Consider the following 19,518-nt stretch of genomic DNA (forward strand, 5'->3'; position numbering starts at 1 on the left):
ACATATCGCGTCGCATTAGGAGCGGAATCAGCCCTGTGCTGCGACGCGGTCCGCCTTGCTCTGCAGCTTGTTCAGTGCGCTCAGGTAAGCCTTGGCCGACGCGACGATGATGTCTGGGTCGGCGCCCACGCCGTTCACAACGCGACCGCTGTTCTGCAGGCGCACCGTCACTTCGCCCTGGCTCTCGGTCGAGCCGCTGATGGCGTTGACCGAGTACAGCACCATCTCGGCGCCGCTCTGCACGTGGGCTTCGATGGCTTTCAGGGATGCGTCCACCGGGCCGTTGCCGTCAGACTCGCTGCTGACTTCCTTGCCGTCCACCGAGAAAACGATCTTGGCACTGGGGCGTTCGCCGGTTTCGCTGTGCTGCGACAAGGAGACAAAGGCATATTGCTCGTTGTCATTGGCAACTGCCTCATCACTGACCAGGGCCAGGATGTCTTCGTCGAAGATCTCGCTCTTGCGGTCGGCCAGCTCCTTGAAGCGTGCGAAGGCGGCGTTGATGTCGGCCTCGCTCTCCATGGTCACGCCCAGGTCCTGCAGGCGTTGCTTGAAGGCGTTGCGGCCGCTCAACTTGCCCAGCACGATCTTGTTGTGGCTCCAGCCCACGTCTTCGGCGCGCATGATTTCGTAGGTGTCACGGGCCTTCAGCACGCCATCCTGGTGGATGCCGGAGGCATGGGCAAAGGCATTCGCGCCGACCACCGCCTTGTTGGGCTGCACCACGAAGCCAGTGGTCTGGCTGACCATACGGCTGGTGGCCAGGATGTGCTTGGTGTCCAGGCCGATGTCCAGGCCGAAGTAGTCGCGCCGGGTTTTGACCGCCATGACGATTTCTTCCAGAGAGCAGTTGCCAGCGCGCTCGCCCAGGCCGTTGATGGTGCATTCCACCTGGCGTGCGCCGCCGATCTTCACTCCAGCCAAGGAGTTGGCCACAGCCATGCCCAGGTCGTTGTGGCAGTGCACGGACCAGATCGCCTTGTCGCTATTCGGAATGCGTTCGCGCAGGGTTTTGATGAAGTTGCCGTACAGCTCGGGGATGGCGTAGCCGACGGTGTCGGGCACGTTGATGGTGGTGGCGCCCTCGTGGATCACCGCCTCCAGCACGCGGCACAGGAAGTCCACATCGCTGCGATAGCCGTCTTCGGGGCTGAATTCCACGTCGGCTACCAGGTTGCGCGCAAAGCGCACCGACTGCTTGGCCTGCTCGAACACCTGATCGGGCGTCATGCGCAGCTTCTTCTCCATGTGCAGCGGCGACGTGGCGATGAAGGTGTGAATACGCGCATTGGCCGCGTCCTTCAGGGCTTCGGCGGCACGCGAAATATCGCGGTCGTTGGCGCGCGACAGGCCACAGATGGTGGCGTCCTTGATGGCGCGGGCGATCGCCTGTACGCATTCGAAATCGCCAGCGGAGCTGGCGGGAAAACCGGCCTCGATCACGTCTACCTTGAGACGTTCCAGCTGGCGCGCGATACGCAGCTTTTCGTCGCGCGTCATGGACGCGCCCGGAGACTGTTCGCCGTCACGCAAGGTGGTGTCAAAAATGATGAGTTTGTCGGTCATGGCTGGCTCCTGTGGGTGTCGTTTTTTTAAACGGATACGGATTCGGTCAACTGGGTATTTTCGCGCTTTTGGATGCGCTGCAAGCCGCTGGCGATGGCCTTGAGCGAAGCCGACACGATATTCGCGTCCATGCCCACCCCAAACACCGTGTGCTGCTCATTGATGCGCAACTCCAGATACGCCACGGCCTGGGCCTGGGCACCGGAACCCAGCGCATGCTCGTGGTAATCCAAGACCCGCACCTGGGTGGCTGAAGTGGCGTTCCAGTGGGTCACAAATGCATCGATCGGGCCCACGCCCTGCCCGCTGGCGGGCAATGGCGGCGTGGTAGTGCTGGCCAGGGCGTATTCACGATCAAACAGATTCCACAGGTCTTGCGCCGTGAGCTCCTTGTTCGCTCCGTCCATCACGGCCTGCACGATCTGGCTGAACTCGATCTGCAGCCGGCGTGGCAATTCCAGGCCGTATTCGGTTTCCAGTAAATACGCCATGCCGCCCTTGCCCGACTGGCTGTTGACGCGAATCACCGCCTCGTAGCTGCGGCCCAGGTCTTTCGGGTCGATCGGCAAGTAGGGAATGGCCCACACCGCATCTTCGGTATGCAGCGCAAATGCCTTCTTGATCGCGTCCTGGTGGGTACCGGAAAAGGATGTGTAGACCAGCTCGCCCACATAGGGGTGACGCGGGTGCACGGGCAACTGGTTGCAGTGCTCCACCATGCGGCGGATCTCGTCGATCTGCGAGAAGTCCAATTGGGGCGACACGCCCTGGGTATAGAGGTTCAGCGCGATATTCACGATGTCCACATTGCCGGTGCGCTCGCCATTGCCGAACAAGCAGCCTTCTACCCGCTGGGCGCCGGCCATCATGGCCAATTCGGCTGCTGCCACGCCGGTGCCACGGTCGTTGTGCGGGTGTACCGACAAGACGATGCTGTCGCGCCGCGCCAGGTTGCGGTCCATCCATTCGATCATGTCGGCGAATACATTGGGCGTGGAATGCTCCACCGTGGTCGGCAGGTTGATGATGCAAGGCTGGGCCGGCGTTGGCTGCCAGACATCGGTGACCGCATCGATGACGCGCTTGGAGAAAGCCAGCTCGGTGCCGGAGAAATGCTCGGGCGAGTATTGGAAGGTCCAGGCCGTGGCCGGCTGCTGCCGCGCCAAATTTTGGATCAGGCGGGCGTGGCTGGTGGCCAATTCGACGATCTGGTCTTCGTCCATGCCCAAGACCACGCGGCGCATGAGCGGCGACGTGGCGTTGTACATATGAACGATGGCACGCTTGGCGCCGACCAGAGCTTCCATCGTGCGGCGGATCAGCGGCTCCTTGGCCGGAGTCATGACCTGGATGGTCACATCGTCGGGCACCATGTTGTCGTCGATCAGGCGGCGCACAAAGTCGAACTCGATCTGCGACGCGGCCGGGAAGCCGACTTCGATTTCCTTGAAGCCGATCTCCAGCAGGTGCTTGTACATGCGCAGTTTGCGCTCCATGTCCATGGGCTCGATCAGCGCCTGGTTGCCGTCGCGCAGGTCGGTGCTGAGCCAGACCGGGGCCTGGGTCAGCTGCACATTGGGCCAAGTACGGTCGACCAAACGGATGGGCTGGAACGCTGGATATTTGCTGGCAGGTTGCTTCAACATGGTGTACTTCTCAAGGTTCAAAAAACCAGCAACCCAATGAAAAACGGCCCGTTGCTGGTGCATACGGGCCGTTGTGACTGGAATTGCGCGTGCGCTACCGTCTCCGCCCGGAGGGGATCAGTAGTAGCGCTAGCGAAATTTTGTTCATAGCGTGCGATTCTAGCGGTTTTTTTATTTGTGCAGACCGCGCTCGTCGGGTTCGTCCTTCGATGTGCTGATCACGCTGGTCTGCACGCCCTTGAAGCGGCGCCAAGCGTACACACCGTAGCCGCTGAAGCCATAGATCACAAACGCACCAAACAACACGATGGGCGGATGGATGGTGATGACGGCAATGCCCAGCGCGATCAGCACGATCACCACAAACGGCACGCTCTTCTTCATCTGTATATCTTTGAAGCTATAGAACGGCGCATTCGTCACCATGCTCAGGCCAGCGTACAGGGCCAGCGCAAACATCACCCACGCAACGTCCGCAGGCGACACATTCAGATCGTTCATCAGCCAGATGAATCCGGCGATCAGCGCAGCTGCGGCAGGCGACGGCAGGCCCTGGAAATAGCGCTTATCGACCACGGTCGTATTCACATTGAAGCGAGCCAGGCGCAGTGCGGCGCAAGCGCAATGCACAAACGCCGCAATCCAGCCCCAGCGGCCCAGGCCTTTCAGGGTCCACATATAGGCGATCAGCGCCGGAGCCGCACCAAACGACACCATGTCGGACAGCGAGTCCATCTGCTCACCAAACGCGCTCTGGGTGTTCGTCATGCGGGCCACACGGCCATCCAGGCTGTCCAGCACCATGGCGCAAAACACGCCCACAGCGGCCTGGTCGAAGCGCCCATCTACCGCCATCACAATGGCATAGAAGCCGCCAAACAAGGCAGCCAGCGTGAACAGATTGGGCAGTATGTAGATGCCCTTGCGGCGCTTGCGCACCAGGACGGGCGCGCCCGGAACCCGGTCGGAGTCGTTGCCGTTATGCATGGCGAAAGCCTGATAAATGGATATAAAACAAAAGAAACGCGGCACACGCCAAAGGCGCAAGCGGTATGAAACAGAGGGACCGCAGTGTAAGCCAGCCCTGACCCAAAAACCGCGTCTGAGGTCTGCGCAAATTTAGCCGCGCACAAACATGGTCACCAGTGGCTCGTCGCCCACTTGCTGGCTCCAATGGCCATGGATGGCGGGATCGAACGTAGCGCCCTCGGGCAGCACATCAGCCGAATAGAAATGCTCCCCCGCCTTGAAGATGCGCGACACGCCGCCTTGCAGCCCAATTTCCATCTGCCCGCCCAGAATCAACACCCATTGCGGCGCGCCCGTGCAGTGGAAGCTGCTGCGAAACCCGACTGGGCTCTGCCGTAGTTGGTAACCACCACTGGCCATCAGCGGCGACAGCTGCGAGCTGGGCGTACCTTCACCCAGCTCCACCGCCTCGTCGCGAAAACGCGCACGGCCATCGGTGTCGGTGAACAGCACTACTTTGGTAAATACGGTCATGGCAAATTCCTTGGGATTCCTCGGGGATAGGACTGGAATCATAAATTGCGTTTACCTAGGGCCACACGATCTGCGACCTGGGGCTGTTCCATAATCCCACCCCATGAATCCCTTGCTTTCCAAACTCCAGCCCTACCCCTTCGAGCGGCTGAAGCAACTTTTTGCCTCTGTCACACCCAACCCCGCTTACCGCGCCATCAGCCTGGGCATTGGCGAGCCCAAGCATGCTACGCCTCACTTCATTGAAGAAGCCTTGGTGTCCGGCCTGCCCGGCTTGGCCGGCTACCCCGCCACCGGCGGTGAACCGCGCTTGCGCGAGGCCTTTTGCGGCTGGGTGCAACGCCGCTACGACCTGAAGCTGAACCCGGCCACCCAGGTGCTGCCGGTGAATGGTTCGCGTGAAGCGCTGTTCGCCTTTGCGCAGACCGTGATCGACCCGACCCAGCCGCAAGCCACAGTGGTCTGCCCGAACCCGTTCTACCAAATCTACGAAGGCGCGGCACTGCTCGGCGGCGCAACGCCCTATTACGCGCCCAGCGACCCGGCGCGCAACTACGCGGTGGACTGGGACAGCGTGCCGGCCGAGGTCTGGGCCCAAACCCAGCTGCTGTTCGTCTGCTCGCCCGGCAACCCCACCGGCGCGGTAATGCCGCTGGACGAGTGGAAAAAGCTGTTCGCCCTGAGCGACCGCTACGGCTTTGTGATCGCCTCTGACGAGTGCTATAGCGAGATCTACTTCCGTGACGAGCCACCGCTGGGCGGCCTGGAAGCAGCCGCCAAGCTGGGCCGTAACGACTTCAAAAACCTGATCGCCTTCACCAGCCTGTCCAAACGCAGCAATGTGCCCGGCCTGCGCAGCGGCTTTGTGATGGGCGACGCCGCCTTGGTCAAACCCTTTCTGCTGTACCGCACCTACCATGGCAGCGCCATGGGCCCCGTGGTGCAGGCCGCCAGCGTGGCCGCGTGGAACGACGAGCAGCATGTCGTGGAAAACCGCGCGCTGTACCGCAGCAAGTTCGCCCAGGTCACGCCGATACTGTCCGAGGTGATGGACGTGGCCCTGCCCGACGCCGGCTTTTACCTCTGGGCCCAGGTGCCCGGCCCGGCCGTGGTCGACGGCCTGGACAGCGACGTGGCCTTCGCCCGCGACCTGCTGGCTGCCTACAATGTGACGGTGCTGCCTGGCAGCTACCTGGCCCGCGAAGCCAACGGCCAGAACCCCGGCCGCCAGCGCATCCGCATGGCCTTGGTGGCAGAGACGGCCGAGTGCGCCGAGGCCACCCAACGCATCCGACAATTCATCCAATCCAAAACCTGAAGCAGAGAACAACATGACACAACAACTCCAAGCCACCATCGACGCCGCCTGGGAAGACCGTGCCAACCTGTCGCCCACCGCCGCCTCGGCCGAGGTGCGCGACGCCGTCGCCCACGTCATCAACGAGTTGAACAACGGCCACCTGCGTGTCGCCACCCGCGAAGCCGTCGGCCAATGGACCGTGCACCAGTGGATCAAGAAGGCGGTGCTGCTGTCCTTCCGCCTGAAGGACAACGAAATCATCAAGGCTGGCGACCTGGGCTTCTACGACAAGGTGCCGACCAAATTCGCCCACCTGAGTGCGGATGAGATGAAGGCCACCGGCGTGCGCGTCGTGCCACCAGCCGTTGCCCGCCACGGCAGCTATATCGCCAAGGGCGCGGTGCTGATGCCGTCCTACGTGAACATCGGTGCCTACGTGGGCGAGAACACCATGGTCGACACCTGGGCCACCGTGGGCTCCTGCGCGCAGATCGGCAAGAACGTGCATTTGAGCGGCGGCGTTGGCATTGGCGGCGTGCTGGAGCCCCTGCAGGCCGGCCCCACCATCATCGAAGACAACTGCTTCGTCGGCGCCCGCTCCGAAGTGGTTGAAGGCGTGGTGGTCGAAGAAAACTCCGTCATCTCCATGGGCGTGTACATCGGCCAAAGCACGCCGATCTATGACCGGGCGACCGACACAGTGACCTATGGCCGCATACCATCCGGCTCGGTGGTCATCAGCGGCACCCTGCCCAAGGACGGCGGCAAGTACAGCCTGTACGCGGCCATCATCGTCAAGCGCGTGGATGCACAAACCCGCTCCAAAACCAGCCTGAACGACCTGCTGCGCGACTGATAAATAAGGTCCAGCCGGCACGCAACGTCCTTGATGCAATAACCGAGGTAAACCATGAGCAATATGGAGCGCATTCTGCGTTTAATGCAGGAAAAAAATGCCTCGGATGTGTATCTGTCGGCCAATGCGCCGGCCATGATCCGTATCAACGGGCAGTGCGTGCCCATCAACGGCCAGGTGCTGCAGTTCGACACGCCGCGCAATCTGCTGGCCGAAGTCACCACCGTAGAGCAGATGCGCGAGCTGTCTGCCACTGGTGAGCTGAATGTGTCGGTCTCCATGGCCAGTGTGGGTCGCTTTCGTGTCAGCGCCATGCGACAGCGCGGCAGCTACTCGGTGGTGGTGCGCTACATCAACATCGAAGTGCCGCAGCTGTCCTCGCTGAATGTGCCCGCTGTGCTGGGCGACCTGGTGATGGAAAAGCGTGGCCTGATCCTGATGGTGGGTTCTACCGGCGCCGGTAAAACCACCACCCAGGCGGCAATGATCGAGCACCGCAACCAGCGCGCCAGCGGCCACATCCTGACCATTGAAGACCCGATCGAATTCCTGTTCAAGAACAACCGCTCGGTGATCAACCAACGCGAGATCGGTTCCGACACCGCGTCCCTGGCCATTGCCCTGAAGAACGCGCTGCGCCAGGCGCCAGACGTAATCCTGATCGGCGAAATCCGCGACCGCGAAACCATGACCGCTGCGCTGGCCTATGCCCAGACCGGCCACCTGTGCATGGCGACTCTGCACGCCAACAACAGCTACCAGGCACTGAACCGCATATTGAACTTCTACCCCGTGGAAGTGCGCGCCACCATGCAGGCCGACCTGGCTTCGGCACTGAAAGCCATCGTCTCGCAGCGCCTGCTGCGCACCCCCAAGGGCACGCGCGTGCCAGCGGTGGAAGTCATGCTCAACAGCCTGCTGGTGGCCGACATGATCTCCAAGGGCGATATTGGCGGTGTGAAAGAAGCCATGGAGAAATCCATAGCCGAAGGCTCGCAGACCTTTGAAGCCGATATTGCGCGCCTGATCACCACCGGTTTGATCGATCGCGCCGAGGGCCTGGCCCACGCCGACTCGGCCACCAACCTGATGTGGCGACTGCAGAACGACTTTACCCGGGGCTCCACCGCACCTGCGGCGGCCCCCGAGGTGCCCGACGACGAACCCTCCTTTACCGAATTCACCCTCGACGTGAAGACCTGATGTCCCACACCCTGTACCTGGCAGAGCAACTGATCGCCCTGCCCTCCATCACACCGCTGGATGCGCAGTGCCAAGACCTGATCTCCCAGCGCCTTGCGCCCCTGGGTTTCACTTTTGAGACCATCATCAGCGGGCCGGACGACTTCCGCGTCACCAACCTGTGGGCGGTTCGCAAAAGTACTTTCAAGGGTTTTGCCCCTGCAGCGCAGGCAACATCTGCGTCGGGAGCTCCTAAATTGATAGCATTTGCCGGCCATACCGATGTGGTGCCCACCGGCCCGCTGGCGCAGTGGAGCAGTCCGCCCTTCAGCCCCACGCACCGCGATGGCAAGCTGTTTGGCCGGGGCGCCAGCGATATGAAAACCTCCATCGCCGCCTTCGTGGTCGCGGTGGAAGAATATGTCGCGGCCCAGCCAGATACTCCGCTGTCCATCGCCCTGCTTTTGACCAGCGACGAAGAAGGTCCGTCGGTGGATGGCACGGTAGTGGTTTGCAAGCTGCTGAAAGAACGCGGCGAGACGATCGACTACTGCATCGTCGGCGAACCCACCTCGGTGGAACGTACCGGCGACATGGTGAAGAATGGCCGGCGCGGCACCATGAGCGGCAAGCTCACCATCCGCGGCGTGCAAGGCCATATCGCTTACCCGCAATTGGCAAAGAACCCCATCCACATGGCCATGCCAGCGCTGGCCGAGCTGGTGGCGATGGACTGGGATGCTGGCAACGACTTCTTCCAGCCCACCAGCTGGCAGATGAGCAATATCCACGCAGGCACCGGCGCCAACAACGTCATTCCCGGCACCGTGGTGGTGGACTTCAACTTCCGCTTCTGCACCGAATCCACGCCCGACGGGCTGCAAGCCCGTGTGCACGAGGTGCTGGACCGCCACGGCCTGAGCTACGACATCGCCTGGACCGTCGGTGGCCTGCCCTTCCTGACCACGCCCGGCACCCTGGTGGAGGCACTGCGCAACGCCATCCGCGCCGAGACCGGGCTGGAGACCGAACTGTCCACCACCGGCGGCACCAGCGATGCACGTTTCATCGCCCAGATCTGCGCCCAGGTGGTCGAATGCGGCCCACCCAACGCCACCATCCACAAGATCGACGAGCACATCGTGGTGGCTGACATCGAGCCGCTGAAGAACATCTACCGGCGCACGCTGGAGAACCTGGCCAGCACACCATGACCGTCATCGAACTGATAGAACAATCTGTCGCCCAGCTGACCGCCGCCGACGTGTCCTTCGGCCACGGTACGGCCAACGCCTTTGACGAAGCCGCCTGGCTGGTCATGTGGCGCCTGGGCCTGCCCCTGGACGATCTGGATTCCGTGGCAGATCAGCCTGTAGCGCAGGACAGACAAGCGCTGGTAGCTACACTTTTGGAAGCACGCATCCAGACCCGCAAGCCCGCCGCCTACCTCACGCAAGAGGCCTGGCTGCAGGGTGTGTCGTTCTATGTGGACGAGCGCGCCATCGTGCCGCGCAGCTTTATTGCCGAACTGCTGATCGACGGCGGCATCGACTACTGGCTGCACGAGCACACCCACGCGGTGCTGGACCTGTGCACCGGCAACGGCAGCCTGGCCGTGCTGGCGGCCATGGTCTACCCCGAGGTGCAGGTCACCGGCGCCGACATCAGCCCCGACGCCCTGGCCGTAGCCCGCATCAATGTGGACAAGCACCAGTTGCAAAGCCGCATCCAGCTGGTCGAGTCCGACGGCCTGGCACAGCTGGCCGGTCCGTTCGACTTGATTCTGTGCAACCCACCCTACGTCAACAGCCAGAGCATGGCCGCCCTGCCGGCCGAGTACCAAGCTGAACCGGTGCTGGCCCTGGCCGGCGGCACGGATGGCATGGACTTCATCCGCAAGCTGCTGCAAGACGCCGCCGCCAAGATGTCGGCCGACGCCGTACTGGTGCTGGAGATCGGCAACGAGCGCGAATATTTCGAGGCCGCGTTCCCGGCACTCGAAGTGGTCTGGCTGGAAACCAGCGCGGGCGAAGACCAGGTGCTGCTGGTCACGCGCGAGGCGCTGGACGCCCTCTAAGCCGGACTCAACCGATCACTTCCGGCCACTCGGTATGGAAGAACTGGCCTTCCGGCTTGTCGGTGCGCTCGTAGGTGTGGGCGCCAAAGAAGTCGCGCTGCGCCTGCAGCAGATTCGCCGACAGGCGGTGCGAACGGTAGCTGTCGTAGTACGACAGTGAGGAGCTGAAGGCCGGCACCGGGATGCCGTGGCCGACCGCCAAAGCCACCACTTCGCGCCAGTTTTGCTGTGCGTTGTTCAACACGTCCTTGAAGAACGGCGCCAGCATCAGGTTGACCAGCGCCGGGTCGGTGCGGTAAGCGTCGGTGATGTGGTTCAGGAAACGCGCGCGGATGATGCAGCCGCCGCGCCAGATGGACGCGATGCCGCCAAAGTCCAGGCCCCATTGCTTCTTTTCGCCCATGGTCTTGATCAAATCGAAACCCTGGGTGTAGCTGATCACCTTGGAGGCATACAGCGCGTCGTGCACCTTGGCGACCAGGTTCTTCTTGGCAGCGCTCAGGTCGGCCACGGGGCCTTGCAGATGCTCGCTGGCCGCCACGCGCTGCTTCTTCTGCGACGACAGCACACGGGCTTCCACGGCGGCGTTGATGGTGCCGATGACCACGGCGTTCTCGGCCGCGTTGAGCTGCGTCCACTGGCCGGTGCCTTTCTGGCCGGCCTTGTCCAGGATCAGGTCCACCAGCGGCTGGCCGGTTTCGGGGTCTCTTTGCTCCAGCGCTTTGCCGGTGATCTGGATCAGGTAGCTTTGCAGCGCGCCTTCATTCCACTCGTTGAAGATGGCGGCCATTTCGTCGGTGGTGAAACCGGCCGCCTTGAACAGGCTATAGGCCTCGCAGATCAGTTGCATGTCGCCGTATTCGATGCCGTTGTGGATCATCTTCACGTAGTGGCCCGCGCCGCCGGGGCCGATGTGGATCACGCAGGGCTGGCCGTCCACCTTGGCGGCGATACTCTCGAAAATCGGCTTCATCACCTCCCAGGTGGATGCCGGGCCGCCGGGCATGATGGCCGGGCCCTTGCGCGCGCCCTCCTCACCGCCCGACACGCCGGCGCCGATGAAGCGCAGGCCCTTGCCGGCCAGATAGGCGTCACGGCGCTCGGTATCGGTGTACAGGCTGTTGCCGCCGTCGATGATGATGTCGTCCTTGTCCAGCAGGGGAATCAGTTGCTCGATTACCTGGTCCACCGGTGCGCCGGCCTTGACCATGATCTGGATCTTGCGCGGCGAAGCCAGGCTTTGCACAAAGGCCTCCAGCGTGTCACAGCCGACCAGTTGTTTGCCGGGGTTGGCGGCAACGAATTCGTTGGTCTTGTCCACGGTGCGGTTGAACACACTGACCTGGAAGCCGCGGCTTTCCACGTTCAACACCAGGTTCTGGCCCATCACGGCCAGGCCAATCAATCCGAAATCACTTTTCTTGCTGCTCATAAACACTTTCTTGGGATAGCGCTGTCAACGCCTGGTGCGGAATATCGCCCGGCATTTTTACAGACCTGCGGCCCGGCTGCAGCGCGCTCCTGTAAAATTAAGGAAAAAGGCTGGCAGCGCTTATTCCAATTGCGCAAGTGGCTATCATTTAAATAGCAGAGACAAAACCCTCCTCCTCGCATAGCAAAGCGCGGCGGTGGGCTCCCGCAGCAGCCAGGGCCGAGCCGCCTAAAATCCCCGTATGCCGTCGGCCGCAACACCTTGCGGCAGTCCAGGCCACATCTCTTATCTTCCGGCCGCCGACGGCTGTCACATTGTCATGATCACCCTTAAAAATGTAGTTCTGCGCCGCAGCGCCAAAGTTCTGCTCGACAGCGCCAACGTCACCATCAATCCGGGTGAAAAAGTCGGCCTCGTCGGCCGCAACGGCGCAGGTAAATCCACGCTGTTTGCCCTGCTCAACGGCACGCTGCACGAAGATGGCGGCGACTTCAATGTGCCGGCCCAATGGCGCCTGGCCCAGGTGGCCCAGGACATGCCTGAAACCGAGCAAAGTGCCACCGACTTCGTGATCGAAGGCGACGTGACCCTGCTAGCCGCCCAGCAGGAAGTCGCGGCTGCAGAAGCGACCGATGACGGCGAACGCATGGCCAATGCCTATATGGCCTTGTACGACGCCGGCTCCGGTGACGCACAGGCCCGCGCCCAGGCGCTGATCCTGGGCCTGGGCTTCAAGACCACCGAACTCGACAACCCGGTGAACAGCTTCTCCGGCGGCTGGCGCATGCGCCTGCAGCTGGCGCGTGCGCTGATGTGCCCGTCCGACCTGATGCTGCTGGACGAGCCCACCAACCACTTGGACTTGGACGCCCTGGTCTGGCTGGAAGCCTGGCTGAAGCGCTACACCGGCACCCTGCTGGTGATCAGCCATGACCGTGAATTCCTGGACGCCATCACCGACGTCACCGTACACATCGAAACCGCCAAGCTGAACCGCTACGGCGGCAACTACACCAAGTTCGAGGACATGCGCGCCGAGAAGATGGAGCAGCAACAGGCCTCGTTCAGCAAGCAGCAAGAGAAGATCGCCCGCCTGCAGAAATTCATCAGCCGTTTCAAGGCCCAGGCCAGCAAGGCGCGCCAGGCACAAAGCCGGGTCAAGGCCCTGGACCGCATGGAGAAGATCGCGCCGCTGCTGGCCGAGGCCGAATTCACCTTCGAATTCAAAGAGCCCGCCAACCTGCCCAACCCGATGCTGTCCATGTCAGACGCCACCTTTGGCTACCCGCCACCTGAAGGCGCGCCCGAGGGCACGGGCCCCACGGTCATCGTGCAGAAGGTCAGCAAATCGGTGCTGGCCGGCCAGCGCATCGGCATCTTGGGCGCCAACGGCCAAGGTAAATCGACCCTGGTGAAGACGGTAGCCCGCGCACTCACGCCCATCCACGGCGAGATCATCGAAGGCAAGGGCCTGAACATCGGCTACTTCGCCCAGCAGGAGCTGGACGTGCTGCGCCCGGCCGACACCCCGCTGGAACACATGATCCGCCTGGTGAAGGAAACCACCGCCGCCGGCAAGCTGGCTGGCCAGGGCACGCGCGAGCAGGACTTGCGCAGCTTTCTGGGCACCTTCAATTTCAGCGGCGACATGGTGAAACAGGCCGTGGGCAGCATGAGCGGTGGCGAAAAAGCCCGCCTGGTGCTGTGCATGATCGTCTGGCAGCGCCCCAACCTGCTGCTGCTGGATGAGCCAACCAACCACTTGGACCTGGCCACCCGCGAAGCGCTGGCCATGGCGCTGAACGAATTTGAAGGCACAGTGATGCTGGTCAGCCATGACCGGGCTCTGCTGCGCTCGGTCTGCGACGAGTTCTGGATGGTGTCGCGCGGTGGTGTCGAACCGTTTGACGGCGACTTGGACGACTACCAGCGCTACCTGCTGGACGAATCCAAGCGCCTGCGTGAAGAGGCCAAGAACGCCAGTGCCGCACCGGCCCCCGTGGTGGTGGCAGCACCTCCACCCGCGCCCGTGGTCAATACCAAGGCCCTGCAGCGCGAGCTGGAAAAGCTCGACAAATCCATCGCCGCTCTGCAAACCGAAAAAGACGGCCTGGAACAGCGCCTGATGACCCAGCTGCCGCCCGCCGAAATCGCCCAGGCCAGCAAACGCCTGAAGCAGGTGGTGGCCGAGCTGGACCCGCTGGAAGAACGCTGGATGAGCCTGTCCGAACAGGTCGAAGCCGCCGCTTAAACCACGCGTCAACGCGCAAACCTGGGTGCCACCATGACTCTGTCCACCTATCTGCTCTACATCGCCGCCGTGGCGGTACTCGTGCTGTCTCCGGGCCCGACCATGTTGATGTGCATTACCCGTGCGCTGCAGCACGGCTGGGCGCGTGGCGTGGTGTCGGGTGTGGGCAGCATCACGGCGGCGCTGGGCATCATGCTGCTGTCGGCGATTGGCCTGGGTGCGGTGCTGGCAGCGTCTGAAGTGGCGTTTACCGTGCTCAAGGTCTGTGGCGCGGCCTATCTGGTCTATCTGGGCATCAAGACTTGGCGCAGCCCGGCGCTGGCATTCACGCCCGAACGGGCCGGCTCCGTCGCCCTGCCCAGCCTGCGCGCCTGCTACGTGCAGGGCCTGATGGTGGGTGCCAGCAACCCCAAGGCGCTGCTGTTCTTTGCCGCATTCTTCCCGCAGTTTCTGGACCCGGCAGCCGCCTGGGGTTCGCAAATGGCCATCCTGGCCAGCACCTTCATGGCCATGGAAATGTCAGTGCTGACCCTGTGCTCCCTGGGCACGGCCCGGGTGGCGCCATTTTTGGCATCCAGCAGCCACATCCGCTGGGTCAACCGCGTCTGCGGTGGCCTGTTCGCTACCATGGGCGGCATTTTGCTGACCGTGCGCCGCCACGCCTGACGCTATACATTCGATAGCTATCAGCGCAGGTATTATCTGCGCCAGCAGCCTAAAACGTGCCTTAAATCCCTGCAGGCTTCTGCATGGTGTTCATGCGGTCCACGGCCTTGAGCACAATGGTCTTGATGTCGGCGCCCTGCAGCACCGTTAGCTCTATGGAGGCGTCGGGCTCGGCGTGGTCCCACAACTTTTTGTAGAACGACTCGAGGGTCGTCACCTTGACGCCGTCCACCGCCAGCACCAGGTCACCGGGCTGCAGGCCGGCCTGCTGGGCCGGACTTTCCTGGTTCACCCTCACGATCTGCACCCGGCCGGCCTGTTCGCTGGAGCTCAGTCCCACCCAGGGGCGGTGGCTTTGCTGGCTGCTGCCGGTCTTTTGCATCTCGCCCAGAATGGGTTTGAGCAGGTCCACCGGTACAAACATATTGCCGGGCACGCCGCGGCTGCTGCCAAACGCATCGCCCACAAACAAGCTGCCTATACCCATCAGCTCACCCTTCTGGTTGAACACGGCCGCGCCTGAGTGGTTACTGATGGGTGGGCTGGTGAAAAGGGCTGCATCAATGTGGTATTCCCAGTAGCCGGAAAATGGCCGCTTACTCACCGCCTGAACCATGGTGATGTCGCCGCCGTCCCCGCTGGGCTGCGGACCGGTCACGGCCATCAGCGGCTCGCCGTTGTGCAATTCACCCAAGCTGCCCAACGGCACGGGCTGCACGCCACGCAGCGGCACCAGCGGCCGCACCAATCCGAAGCCGGTGGCCAAGTCGTAGGCCACGGCCTGTGCCGGCAGGGTTTTGTTGTCCTGGGTGGTGATTTGGATGGTCTGTGCTTCCAGCATCAGATAGCCGATGGTGAGCACCAGGCCGTCGTCACCAATCACCACGCCGGAGCCGGCACGCTGCTGCCCCAGGGTCTGGGCCGAACGCGCGTTCTCTGCCACGCTGACCTGCACACCTACCACGGCTGCATTCGCCTTGGTCAGCGCGGCCACGGCCGTCTGTATGGCCGCTGGCGGCTGCTCCACCGCCGCCCATACGGGGCTCCATAGCAGCAAAAGAACACCCAGAGCGCGCCGCGTCCGGGTTAAAAACAAGTGCGTACCGATGGACATGGCGGACTCCTTGTAAACAGCCAACGCCGGCTTCCAAAGAATGCGCCTAAATCAATCTGGACACAACGTTAGGGGTATTCACACCCAGCCTGCTTGGTGGCTCAGCGGCTTGGCATGCGCTCCCTGGCCTGGCTGGCCAAAGCCTCCAAGGCCTGCACATCGGCTGCATGGCTGAGCCGGTAATCCCGTTCCTGTGCCTGCAGGGTGGCGATATGCGATTCCAGGTTCGCAGATTGCAATTGCACACCCCATGCCGGGTCTGGCGCGCCGTGCCCCAGCACACGGTCCAATACCAGTCCGCCCAGCGCACTCTTGAAGTGACCGGCCTCCCAGTACCACTGCATGGCGCTATGGCGGTCGCCGCGCGGGGGGATATCTTCGTTCGCATAGCGGTTGAAGCCGCTGAAATCCCACAGCGGCACAGGCCGACCCGGCACGGAAGCCTGCTCCGCCGTACGCACCAGCATGCGCTTCCAGTCCTCGAACACCGGCCAATGCCCGCTGAGGCGCATGATCTCCAGCAAGTGGGCGTGGTAGGGGTAGACCACCAGGTGCAGCTCTATGCCGTTCTGCTGGCACAGCTGTATGACGCGGTGCAAGTCCTCCAGCGCGTAGGACGAGCGGCCACCCGCATCCAGAATGCTCTTGGGGCGGCGCAGATAGGCCTGCAGGTTGGCCACGTCCTTCTGCCGAAATACGTTCCAGTAACCCTCGTCCGCCGAGATCTTGACGTAATCCTGCATGGGGTTGAAGCCCAGCGGCGTGAGATCGCTGGCATAGGCGTTGCGCTGGCTGGCCAGGGTCTGCAATGAGTCCAGCAAGGCGCCCATGGTCAGGGTCGATTCCGCATAGTCGCGCAGCTGCTGACGCCAGCGGGTTGGGTTGACAGCGCCGTCATCCTGCGTCAGCCAACGCCCGCCCGAGCCCGCCCCAGCGGGGCTGGACGGCGGCATGCGCGGGTCCACCAGAAAGTCCATGAAATCAACGCCCCAGACCACTACCGTGGGGTGGCCACCGGGGCTGGCCAGCACATGCTGCAAGCTCTGCACACTGGTGGAGGTGTCTGTACCGGGCAGCGCCAGGTTGAACACCGGTTGTGCGGCCGCAGGCCAGGCCGGATGCTGCGGGTCGAAGCCCACTTCGGCCCGCGAATTGCCCAGTACCAACGCGCCTGGCTGCACCCGCAGCACCTGGTAAGCCTTGGCCATGGCGCCGTGGGCGCCAGCCGCAGGTTTGACGCGATTGAACCCTGCCCGGTCCACGCTACGGATCAGGCCATATGGGTCCACCACCGCATTGAATACGGCAACCAGCAGCACCAGAACAGCAGTCAAGCCCAGCCAACCCAAAAGATAACGCTTCATGGGTGCCTGGCCTTAAAACTGAAAGTACAAAAACTCGCTGGGCCGGGTCAGCAGCAGCAGGCCGCAGGCCAGCACCACCGCCATCAGCATGCCCCAGCGGCGGTTGGGCGCCCACAGCCAGCGGGCCTGCACAGCGTCGCCGCCCTGGTCCAGCGCGGGCTTGAAGCGGCCCATGATCTGCTGGCTGTTGGGCGCAAAAAACACAATGGGCAGCAAGGCGATCACCCACACAAAAGTCATCACGAAATCACGCCCGCCTCCCGGGGTGAAGGCTACGCCCAGTAGTGCCAGCCAGTTGCCCAGCCCGCCCAGACGCAGACCAATCGCGTCCGGCAGGCTGATGCCGTCGCGCCCCAGCATGGCGCCCAGCACGCGCAGCGCGCCATCCAGCGTACTGGCACGGAAGAACACCCAGCCCACCACCACCGCCAGAAAGGTCAGCAGCACGGCCAGTGCATGGCCCGCCACCGTACGGGGCCCGGCGTCCCAGCCGCGCTGGCGGCAAACCGCCTGCCAGCCCTGGTGCAGAACCAGATACATGCCGTGCAGGCCGCCCCAGATAACAAAGGTCCAGCCCGCGCCATGCCACAAGCCACCCAGCAGCATGGTGGCCATCAGGTTCAGGTAACGCCAGGACACACCCTTGCGGTTGCCGCCCAGCGGGATGTAGAGGTAGTCGCGCAGAAAGCGCGACAACGTCATGTGCCAGCGCCGCCAGAAATCGGCAATATTGGCGGCCTTGTAGGGCGAATTGAAGTTCAGCGGCAGCCGCACGCCCAGCATGAAAGACAGGCCAATGGCCATGTCGCAGTAGCCCGAAAAGTCGAAATACAGCTGCAGGGTATAGGCCAGCACACCGCCCCAGCTCTGCAGCAGGCCCAGGGCCTCGCCCTGCTCCGCCGCCTTGAACAGCAGGCTGGCGTAAGGTGCCACGCCATCGGCCAGCACCACTTTTTTGAACAGGCCCAGCGCAAACATGGTCAAGCCGGCGGTGAAATTCTCTGAATGGAAACGATAGGTGCTGGCCCGCGTGAACTGCGGCATCATTTCCTTGTGGTGCAGCACCGGCCCGGCGATCAGGTGCGGGAAATAAGTGACGAACAGGCTGTAGTGGATGAAGTTGAACTCCTTAGCCTTGCCCTGTGCCGCATCCACCAGAAACGCGATCTGCGTGAAGGTGAAAAACGAGATGCCCAGAGGCAACACGATGCCTGCCAGTGGGTAAGCCGTGCCCAGGGATGCATTCACGATGCCGATGCTGAAGTCCGCGTACTTGTAGTAGCCCAGCAGCGCCAGGTCTGCCCCCACGCCAAACGCCAGCAGCCACTTGCGACGGCGTGAACCTATGTCATCGCCCTGGGCCAGGCGGTAGCCCACGGTGTAGTTGAAAACAATCGACGCCAGCAGCAGACCCAGATAGGCCGGATTCCACCAGGCGTAGAAAAACAGCGAGCAGGCCGTCAGCCACAGCGCACCGGCACGCACGCTGTAGCGGCCGATGCGAAAAAACACCAGCAACAAGACCGGCAGGAACAGAAACAGAAACTCGACCGAATTAAATAGCATGGGGCACCCAAAGCTTCCTGGCGGTCACCGAACCACACGACAGCGGCAACATCATAGCTAGCAATTTAGGAGCTAGCTACGCAGATTGCATCTGCGCGAGCGGCCATTTTTCCTCAAACTCAGACCACGCGGGTCAGCGCCTGTGCCCAGTGCCAGGCCATGGATGGGGAGTTCATGCAGCTGGTGCGCTCGCCGGCGCTACACACGGCGCGCTCCATCAGCTGGATGTCGGCCTCGTGCTGGCGGGCCACGTGCGGATCTTCGAAGAAGATGACCTTCTGGCAGGTGCCGTCCAGCACGCGCTCGGCGATCTGCGCGTCGCCGCCTAGCGGGCCGCTGCGGTAGGGTGTGGCCCAGGCCTTGTCGCGGGGCCAGCCGCGGCTCCAGGCCAGAGCGTTCAGCAAGCCGCCGGTGGTACCGGTGGCCACACGTTCCTGGTAGCGCGACAGCAGGTCGAAATGCGTGCCGGCAAACTCCACCATCTGGGTCTTCAGCGCATCGTGGGCGATCAGCGCCACCACCTGGGACGGCATGGCGTCCAGCAGGGCCTTGCCGGACGTTTGGGCTGGTGCCAGGCCGGCGTGCAAACCCTCGATCTCCAACCATTCCAGCGCCGCGGCTTCGGTGGCCAGAAAGGGCTTGCCGTGGGTCACGCACTGGCGCTTCAGGGCCAGGGCCTCGGGGTACATCGAGGAAGGGTCTACCGGGTCGATCAGGAAGATCACGCCATCCAGCGCATGCGCGGGGTTCACGCCACCCACGATGTGCGAGACCAGGCGCGTCAGCCCACCTTCAAAACCATTCGGGTAGCGCACCAGGCCGGGGAAGCTGTCGAGCAGGCCGTAGCGTTCCACCGCGTCATAGGTGCCGCCGACAGCGTGCAGGCCCAGGTTGAGTCCGCGTACCGATGGTTCGGCGGCGCGCAGCCAGCGCAGCAAACCGCTGTCGGAGCCCTGGCGGTGCAGGCGGTGGGCAATGAGTCCGAAACGCATGGT

16 protein-coding genes are annotated in these 19,518 nt (G+C 62.9%); 7 read left to right on the plus strand and 9 right to left on the minus strand.

Translation table 11 applies throughout. From position 1 onward, the window contains the following. Positions 1-27 precede the first annotated feature (27 nt). From AC07O2_RS03270 to AC07O2_RS03285, 4 genes are all read right to left on the minus strand, one after another. Entirely contained in the window at positions 28-1,566 is a 1,539-nt protein-coding gene (locus AC07O2_RS03270) for a 2-isopropylmalate synthase (RefSeq protein WP_495074318.1), read from the minus strand. A gap of 26 nt (positions 1,567-1,592) precedes the next feature. Further along, a complete protein-coding gene (locus tag AC07O2_RS03275; protein ID WP_495074319.1) occupies positions 1,593-3,212 on the minus strand; it encodes a 2-isopropylmalate synthase in 1,620 nt (539 codons plus the stop codon). Positions 3,213-3,383: 171 nt separating this feature from the next. Then, the gene (gene pssA, locus AC07O2_RS03280; RefSeq protein WP_495074320.1) at positions 3,384-4,199 is read right to left on the minus strand and encodes a CDP-diacylglycerol--serine O-phosphatidyltransferase; all 816 of its coding nucleotides are present in this window, start codon (positions 4,197-4,199) and stop codon (positions 3,384-3,386) included. Positions 4,200-4,331: 132 nt separating this feature from the next. Beyond that, positions 4,332-4,715, minus strand: a complete 384-nt coding sequence (locus AC07O2_RS03285; protein WP_495074321.1) for a cupin domain-containing protein — start codon at positions 4,713-4,715, stop codon at positions 4,332-4,334. Positions 4,716-4,818: 103 nt separating this feature from the next. Here AC07O2_RS03285 and dapC point away from each other — a divergent pair, with 103 nt between their 5' ends. The 5 genes from dapC to prmB are packed head-to-tail and all read left to right on the plus strand — an operon-like array spanning position 4,819 to position 10,130. Continuing rightward, complete coding sequence (gene dapC, locus AC07O2_RS03290; RefSeq protein WP_495074322.1) at positions 4,819-6,033, plus strand: succinyldiaminopimelate transaminase; 1,215 nt, start codon at positions 4,819-4,821, stop codon at positions 6,031-6,033. Positions 6,034-6,046: 13 nt separating this feature from the next. Continuing rightward, positions 6,047-6,871, plus strand: a complete 825-nt coding sequence (gene dapD, locus AC07O2_RS03295; RefSeq protein ID WP_116608554.1) for a 2,3,4,5-tetrahydropyridine-2,6-dicarboxylate N-succinyltransferase — start codon at positions 6,047-6,049, stop codon at positions 6,869-6,871. Between the two features lie 54 nt (positions 6,872-6,925). Further along, positions 6,926-8,074: a PilT/PilU family type 4a pilus ATPase gene (locus AC07O2_RS03300; RefSeq protein WP_495074323.1), complete on the plus strand. Its 1,149-nt coding sequence runs from the start codon at positions 6,926-6,928 to the stop codon at positions 8,072-8,074. Then, complete coding sequence (gene dapE / locus AC07O2_RS03305; protein WP_495074324.1) at positions 8,074-9,267, plus strand: succinyl-diaminopimelate desuccinylase; 1,194 nt, start codon at positions 8,074-8,076, stop codon at positions 9,265-9,267. Before AC07O2_RS03300 ends, dapE begins: the two co-directional genes overlap by 1 nt. Next, positions 9,264-10,130, plus strand: a complete 867-nt coding sequence (gene prmB, locus AC07O2_RS03310) for a 50S ribosomal protein L3 N(5)-glutamine methyltransferase (protein WP_495074325.1) — start codon at positions 9,264-9,266, stop codon at positions 10,128-10,130. The genes dapE and prmB overlap by 4 nt, the downstream gene beginning before the upstream one ends. Positions 10,131-10,137: 7 nt before the next feature. Here prmB and gnd read toward each other — a convergent pair whose 3' ends face one another. Further along, positions 10,138-11,562 carry a decarboxylating NADP(+)-dependent phosphogluconate dehydrogenase gene (gnd, locus tag AC07O2_RS03315; protein WP_495074326.1) on the minus strand — a complete coding sequence of 475 codons (1,425 nt, stop codon included), beginning with the start codon at positions 11,560-11,562 and terminating at the stop codon, positions 10,138-10,140. Positions 11,563-11,881: 319 nt separating this feature from the next. On the opposite strand from gnd, the gene AC07O2_RS03320 reads away from it, so the two are divergent. Together AC07O2_RS03320 and AC07O2_RS03325 are read left to right on the plus strand one after the other, a co-directional pair. Further along, positions 11,882-13,813 carry an ABC-F family ATP-binding cassette domain-containing protein gene (locus AC07O2_RS03320; protein ID WP_495074327.1) on the plus strand — a complete coding sequence of 644 codons (1,932 nt, stop codon included), beginning with the start codon at positions 11,882-11,884 and terminating at the stop codon, positions 13,811-13,813. A 33-nt stretch (positions 13,814-13,846) separates the two neighbouring features. Beyond that, positions 13,847-14,479 (plus strand): LysE family translocator, encoded by a 633-nt coding sequence (locus AC07O2_RS03325; RefSeq protein WP_495074328.1) that lies wholly within the window; start codon positions 13,847-13,849, stop codon positions 14,477-14,479. Between the two features lie 61 nt (positions 14,480-14,540). On the opposite strand, the gene AC07O2_RS03330 is transcribed toward AC07O2_RS03325, so the two are convergent. From AC07O2_RS03330 to AC07O2_RS03345, 4 genes are all read right to left on the minus strand, one after another. Further along, entirely contained in the window at positions 14,541-15,593 is a 1,053-nt protein-coding gene (locus tag AC07O2_RS03330) for a S1C family serine protease (protein WP_495074329.1), read from the minus strand. A 101-nt stretch (positions 15,594-15,694) separates the two neighbouring features. Further along, entirely contained in the window at positions 15,695-16,957 is a 1,263-nt protein-coding gene (locus AC07O2_RS03335; protein ID WP_495074330.1) for a hypothetical protein, read from the minus strand. Between the two features lie 12 nt (positions 16,958-16,969). After that, on the minus strand, positions 16,970-18,523 hold the full coding sequence (locus AC07O2_RS03340) for an MBOAT family O-acyltransferase (protein ID WP_495074331.1): 1,554 nt from the start codon (positions 18,521-18,523) through the stop codon (positions 16,970-16,972). Positions 18,524-18,642: 119 nt separating this feature from the next. Then, complete coding sequence (locus AC07O2_RS03345) at positions 18,643-19,515, minus strand: methylglyoxal synthase (protein WP_495074332.1); 873 nt, start codon at positions 19,513-19,515, stop codon at positions 18,643-18,645. Positions 19,516-19,518: the final 3 nt, after the last annotated feature.

Source organism: Rhodoferax sp. GW821-FHT10B06 (genome assembly GCF_059415605.1).

Excerpts from the sequence above, each read along its gene's own strand:
- AC07O2_RS03320 (WP_495074327.1), top strand. The coding sequence starts at position 11,882 with ATGATCACCCTTAAAAATGTAGTTCTGCGCCGCAGCGCCAAAGTTCTG.
- AC07O2_RS03335 (WP_495074330.1), bottom strand. The coding sequence starts at position 16,957 with ATGAAGCGTTATCTTTTGGGTTGGCTGGGCTTGACTGCTGTTCTGGTG.
- gnd (WP_495074326.1), bottom strand. The coding sequence starts at position 11,562 with ATGAGCAGCAAGAAAAGTGATTTCGGATTGATTGGCCTGGCCGTGATG.
- AC07O2_RS03325 (WP_495074328.1), top strand. The coding sequence starts at position 13,847 with ATGACTCTGTCCACCTATCTGCTCTACATCGCCGCCGTGGCGGTACTC.
- prmB (WP_495074325.1), top strand. The coding sequence starts at position 9,264 with ATGACCGTCATCGAACTGATAGAACAATCTGTCGCCCAGCTGACCGCC.
- dapC (WP_495074322.1), top strand. The coding sequence starts at position 4,819 with ATGAATCCCTTGCTTTCCAAACTCCAGCCCTACCCCTTCGAGCGGCTG.
- dapD (WP_116608554.1), top strand. The coding sequence starts at position 6,047 with ATGACACAACAACTCCAAGCCACCATCGACGCCGCCTGGGAAGACCGT.
- pssA (WP_495074320.1), bottom strand. The coding sequence starts at position 4,199 with ATGCATAACGGCAACGACTCCGACCGGGTTCCGGGCGCGCCCGTCCTG.
- AC07O2_RS03340 (WP_495074331.1), bottom strand. The coding sequence starts at position 18,523 with ATGCTATTTAATTCGGTCGAGTTTCTGTTTCTGTTCCTGCCGGTCTTG.
- AC07O2_RS03275 (WP_495074319.1), bottom strand. The coding sequence starts at position 3,212 with ATGTTGAAGCAACCTGCCAGCAAATATCCAGCGTTCCAGCCCATCCGT.
- AC07O2_RS03345 (WP_495074332.1), bottom strand. The coding sequence starts at position 19,515 with ATGCGTTTCGGACTCATTGCCCACCGCCTGCACCGCCAGGGCTCCGAC.
- AC07O2_RS03300 (WP_495074323.1), top strand. The coding sequence starts at position 6,926 with ATGAGCAATATGGAGCGCATTCTGCGTTTAATGCAGGAAAAAAATGCC.
- AC07O2_RS03270 (WP_495074318.1), bottom strand. The coding sequence starts at position 1,566 with ATGACCGACAAACTCATCATTTTTGACACCACCTTGCGTGACGGCGAA.
- dapE (WP_495074324.1), top strand. The coding sequence starts at position 8,074 with ATGTCCCACACCCTGTACCTGGCAGAGCAACTGATCGCCCTGCCCTCC.
- AC07O2_RS03330 (WP_495074329.1), bottom strand. The coding sequence starts at position 15,593 with ATGTCCATCGGTACGCACTTGTTTTTAACCCGGACGCGGCGCGCTCTG.
- AC07O2_RS03285 (WP_495074321.1), bottom strand. The coding sequence starts at position 4,715 with ATGACCGTATTTACCAAAGTAGTGCTGTTCACCGACACCGATGGCCGT.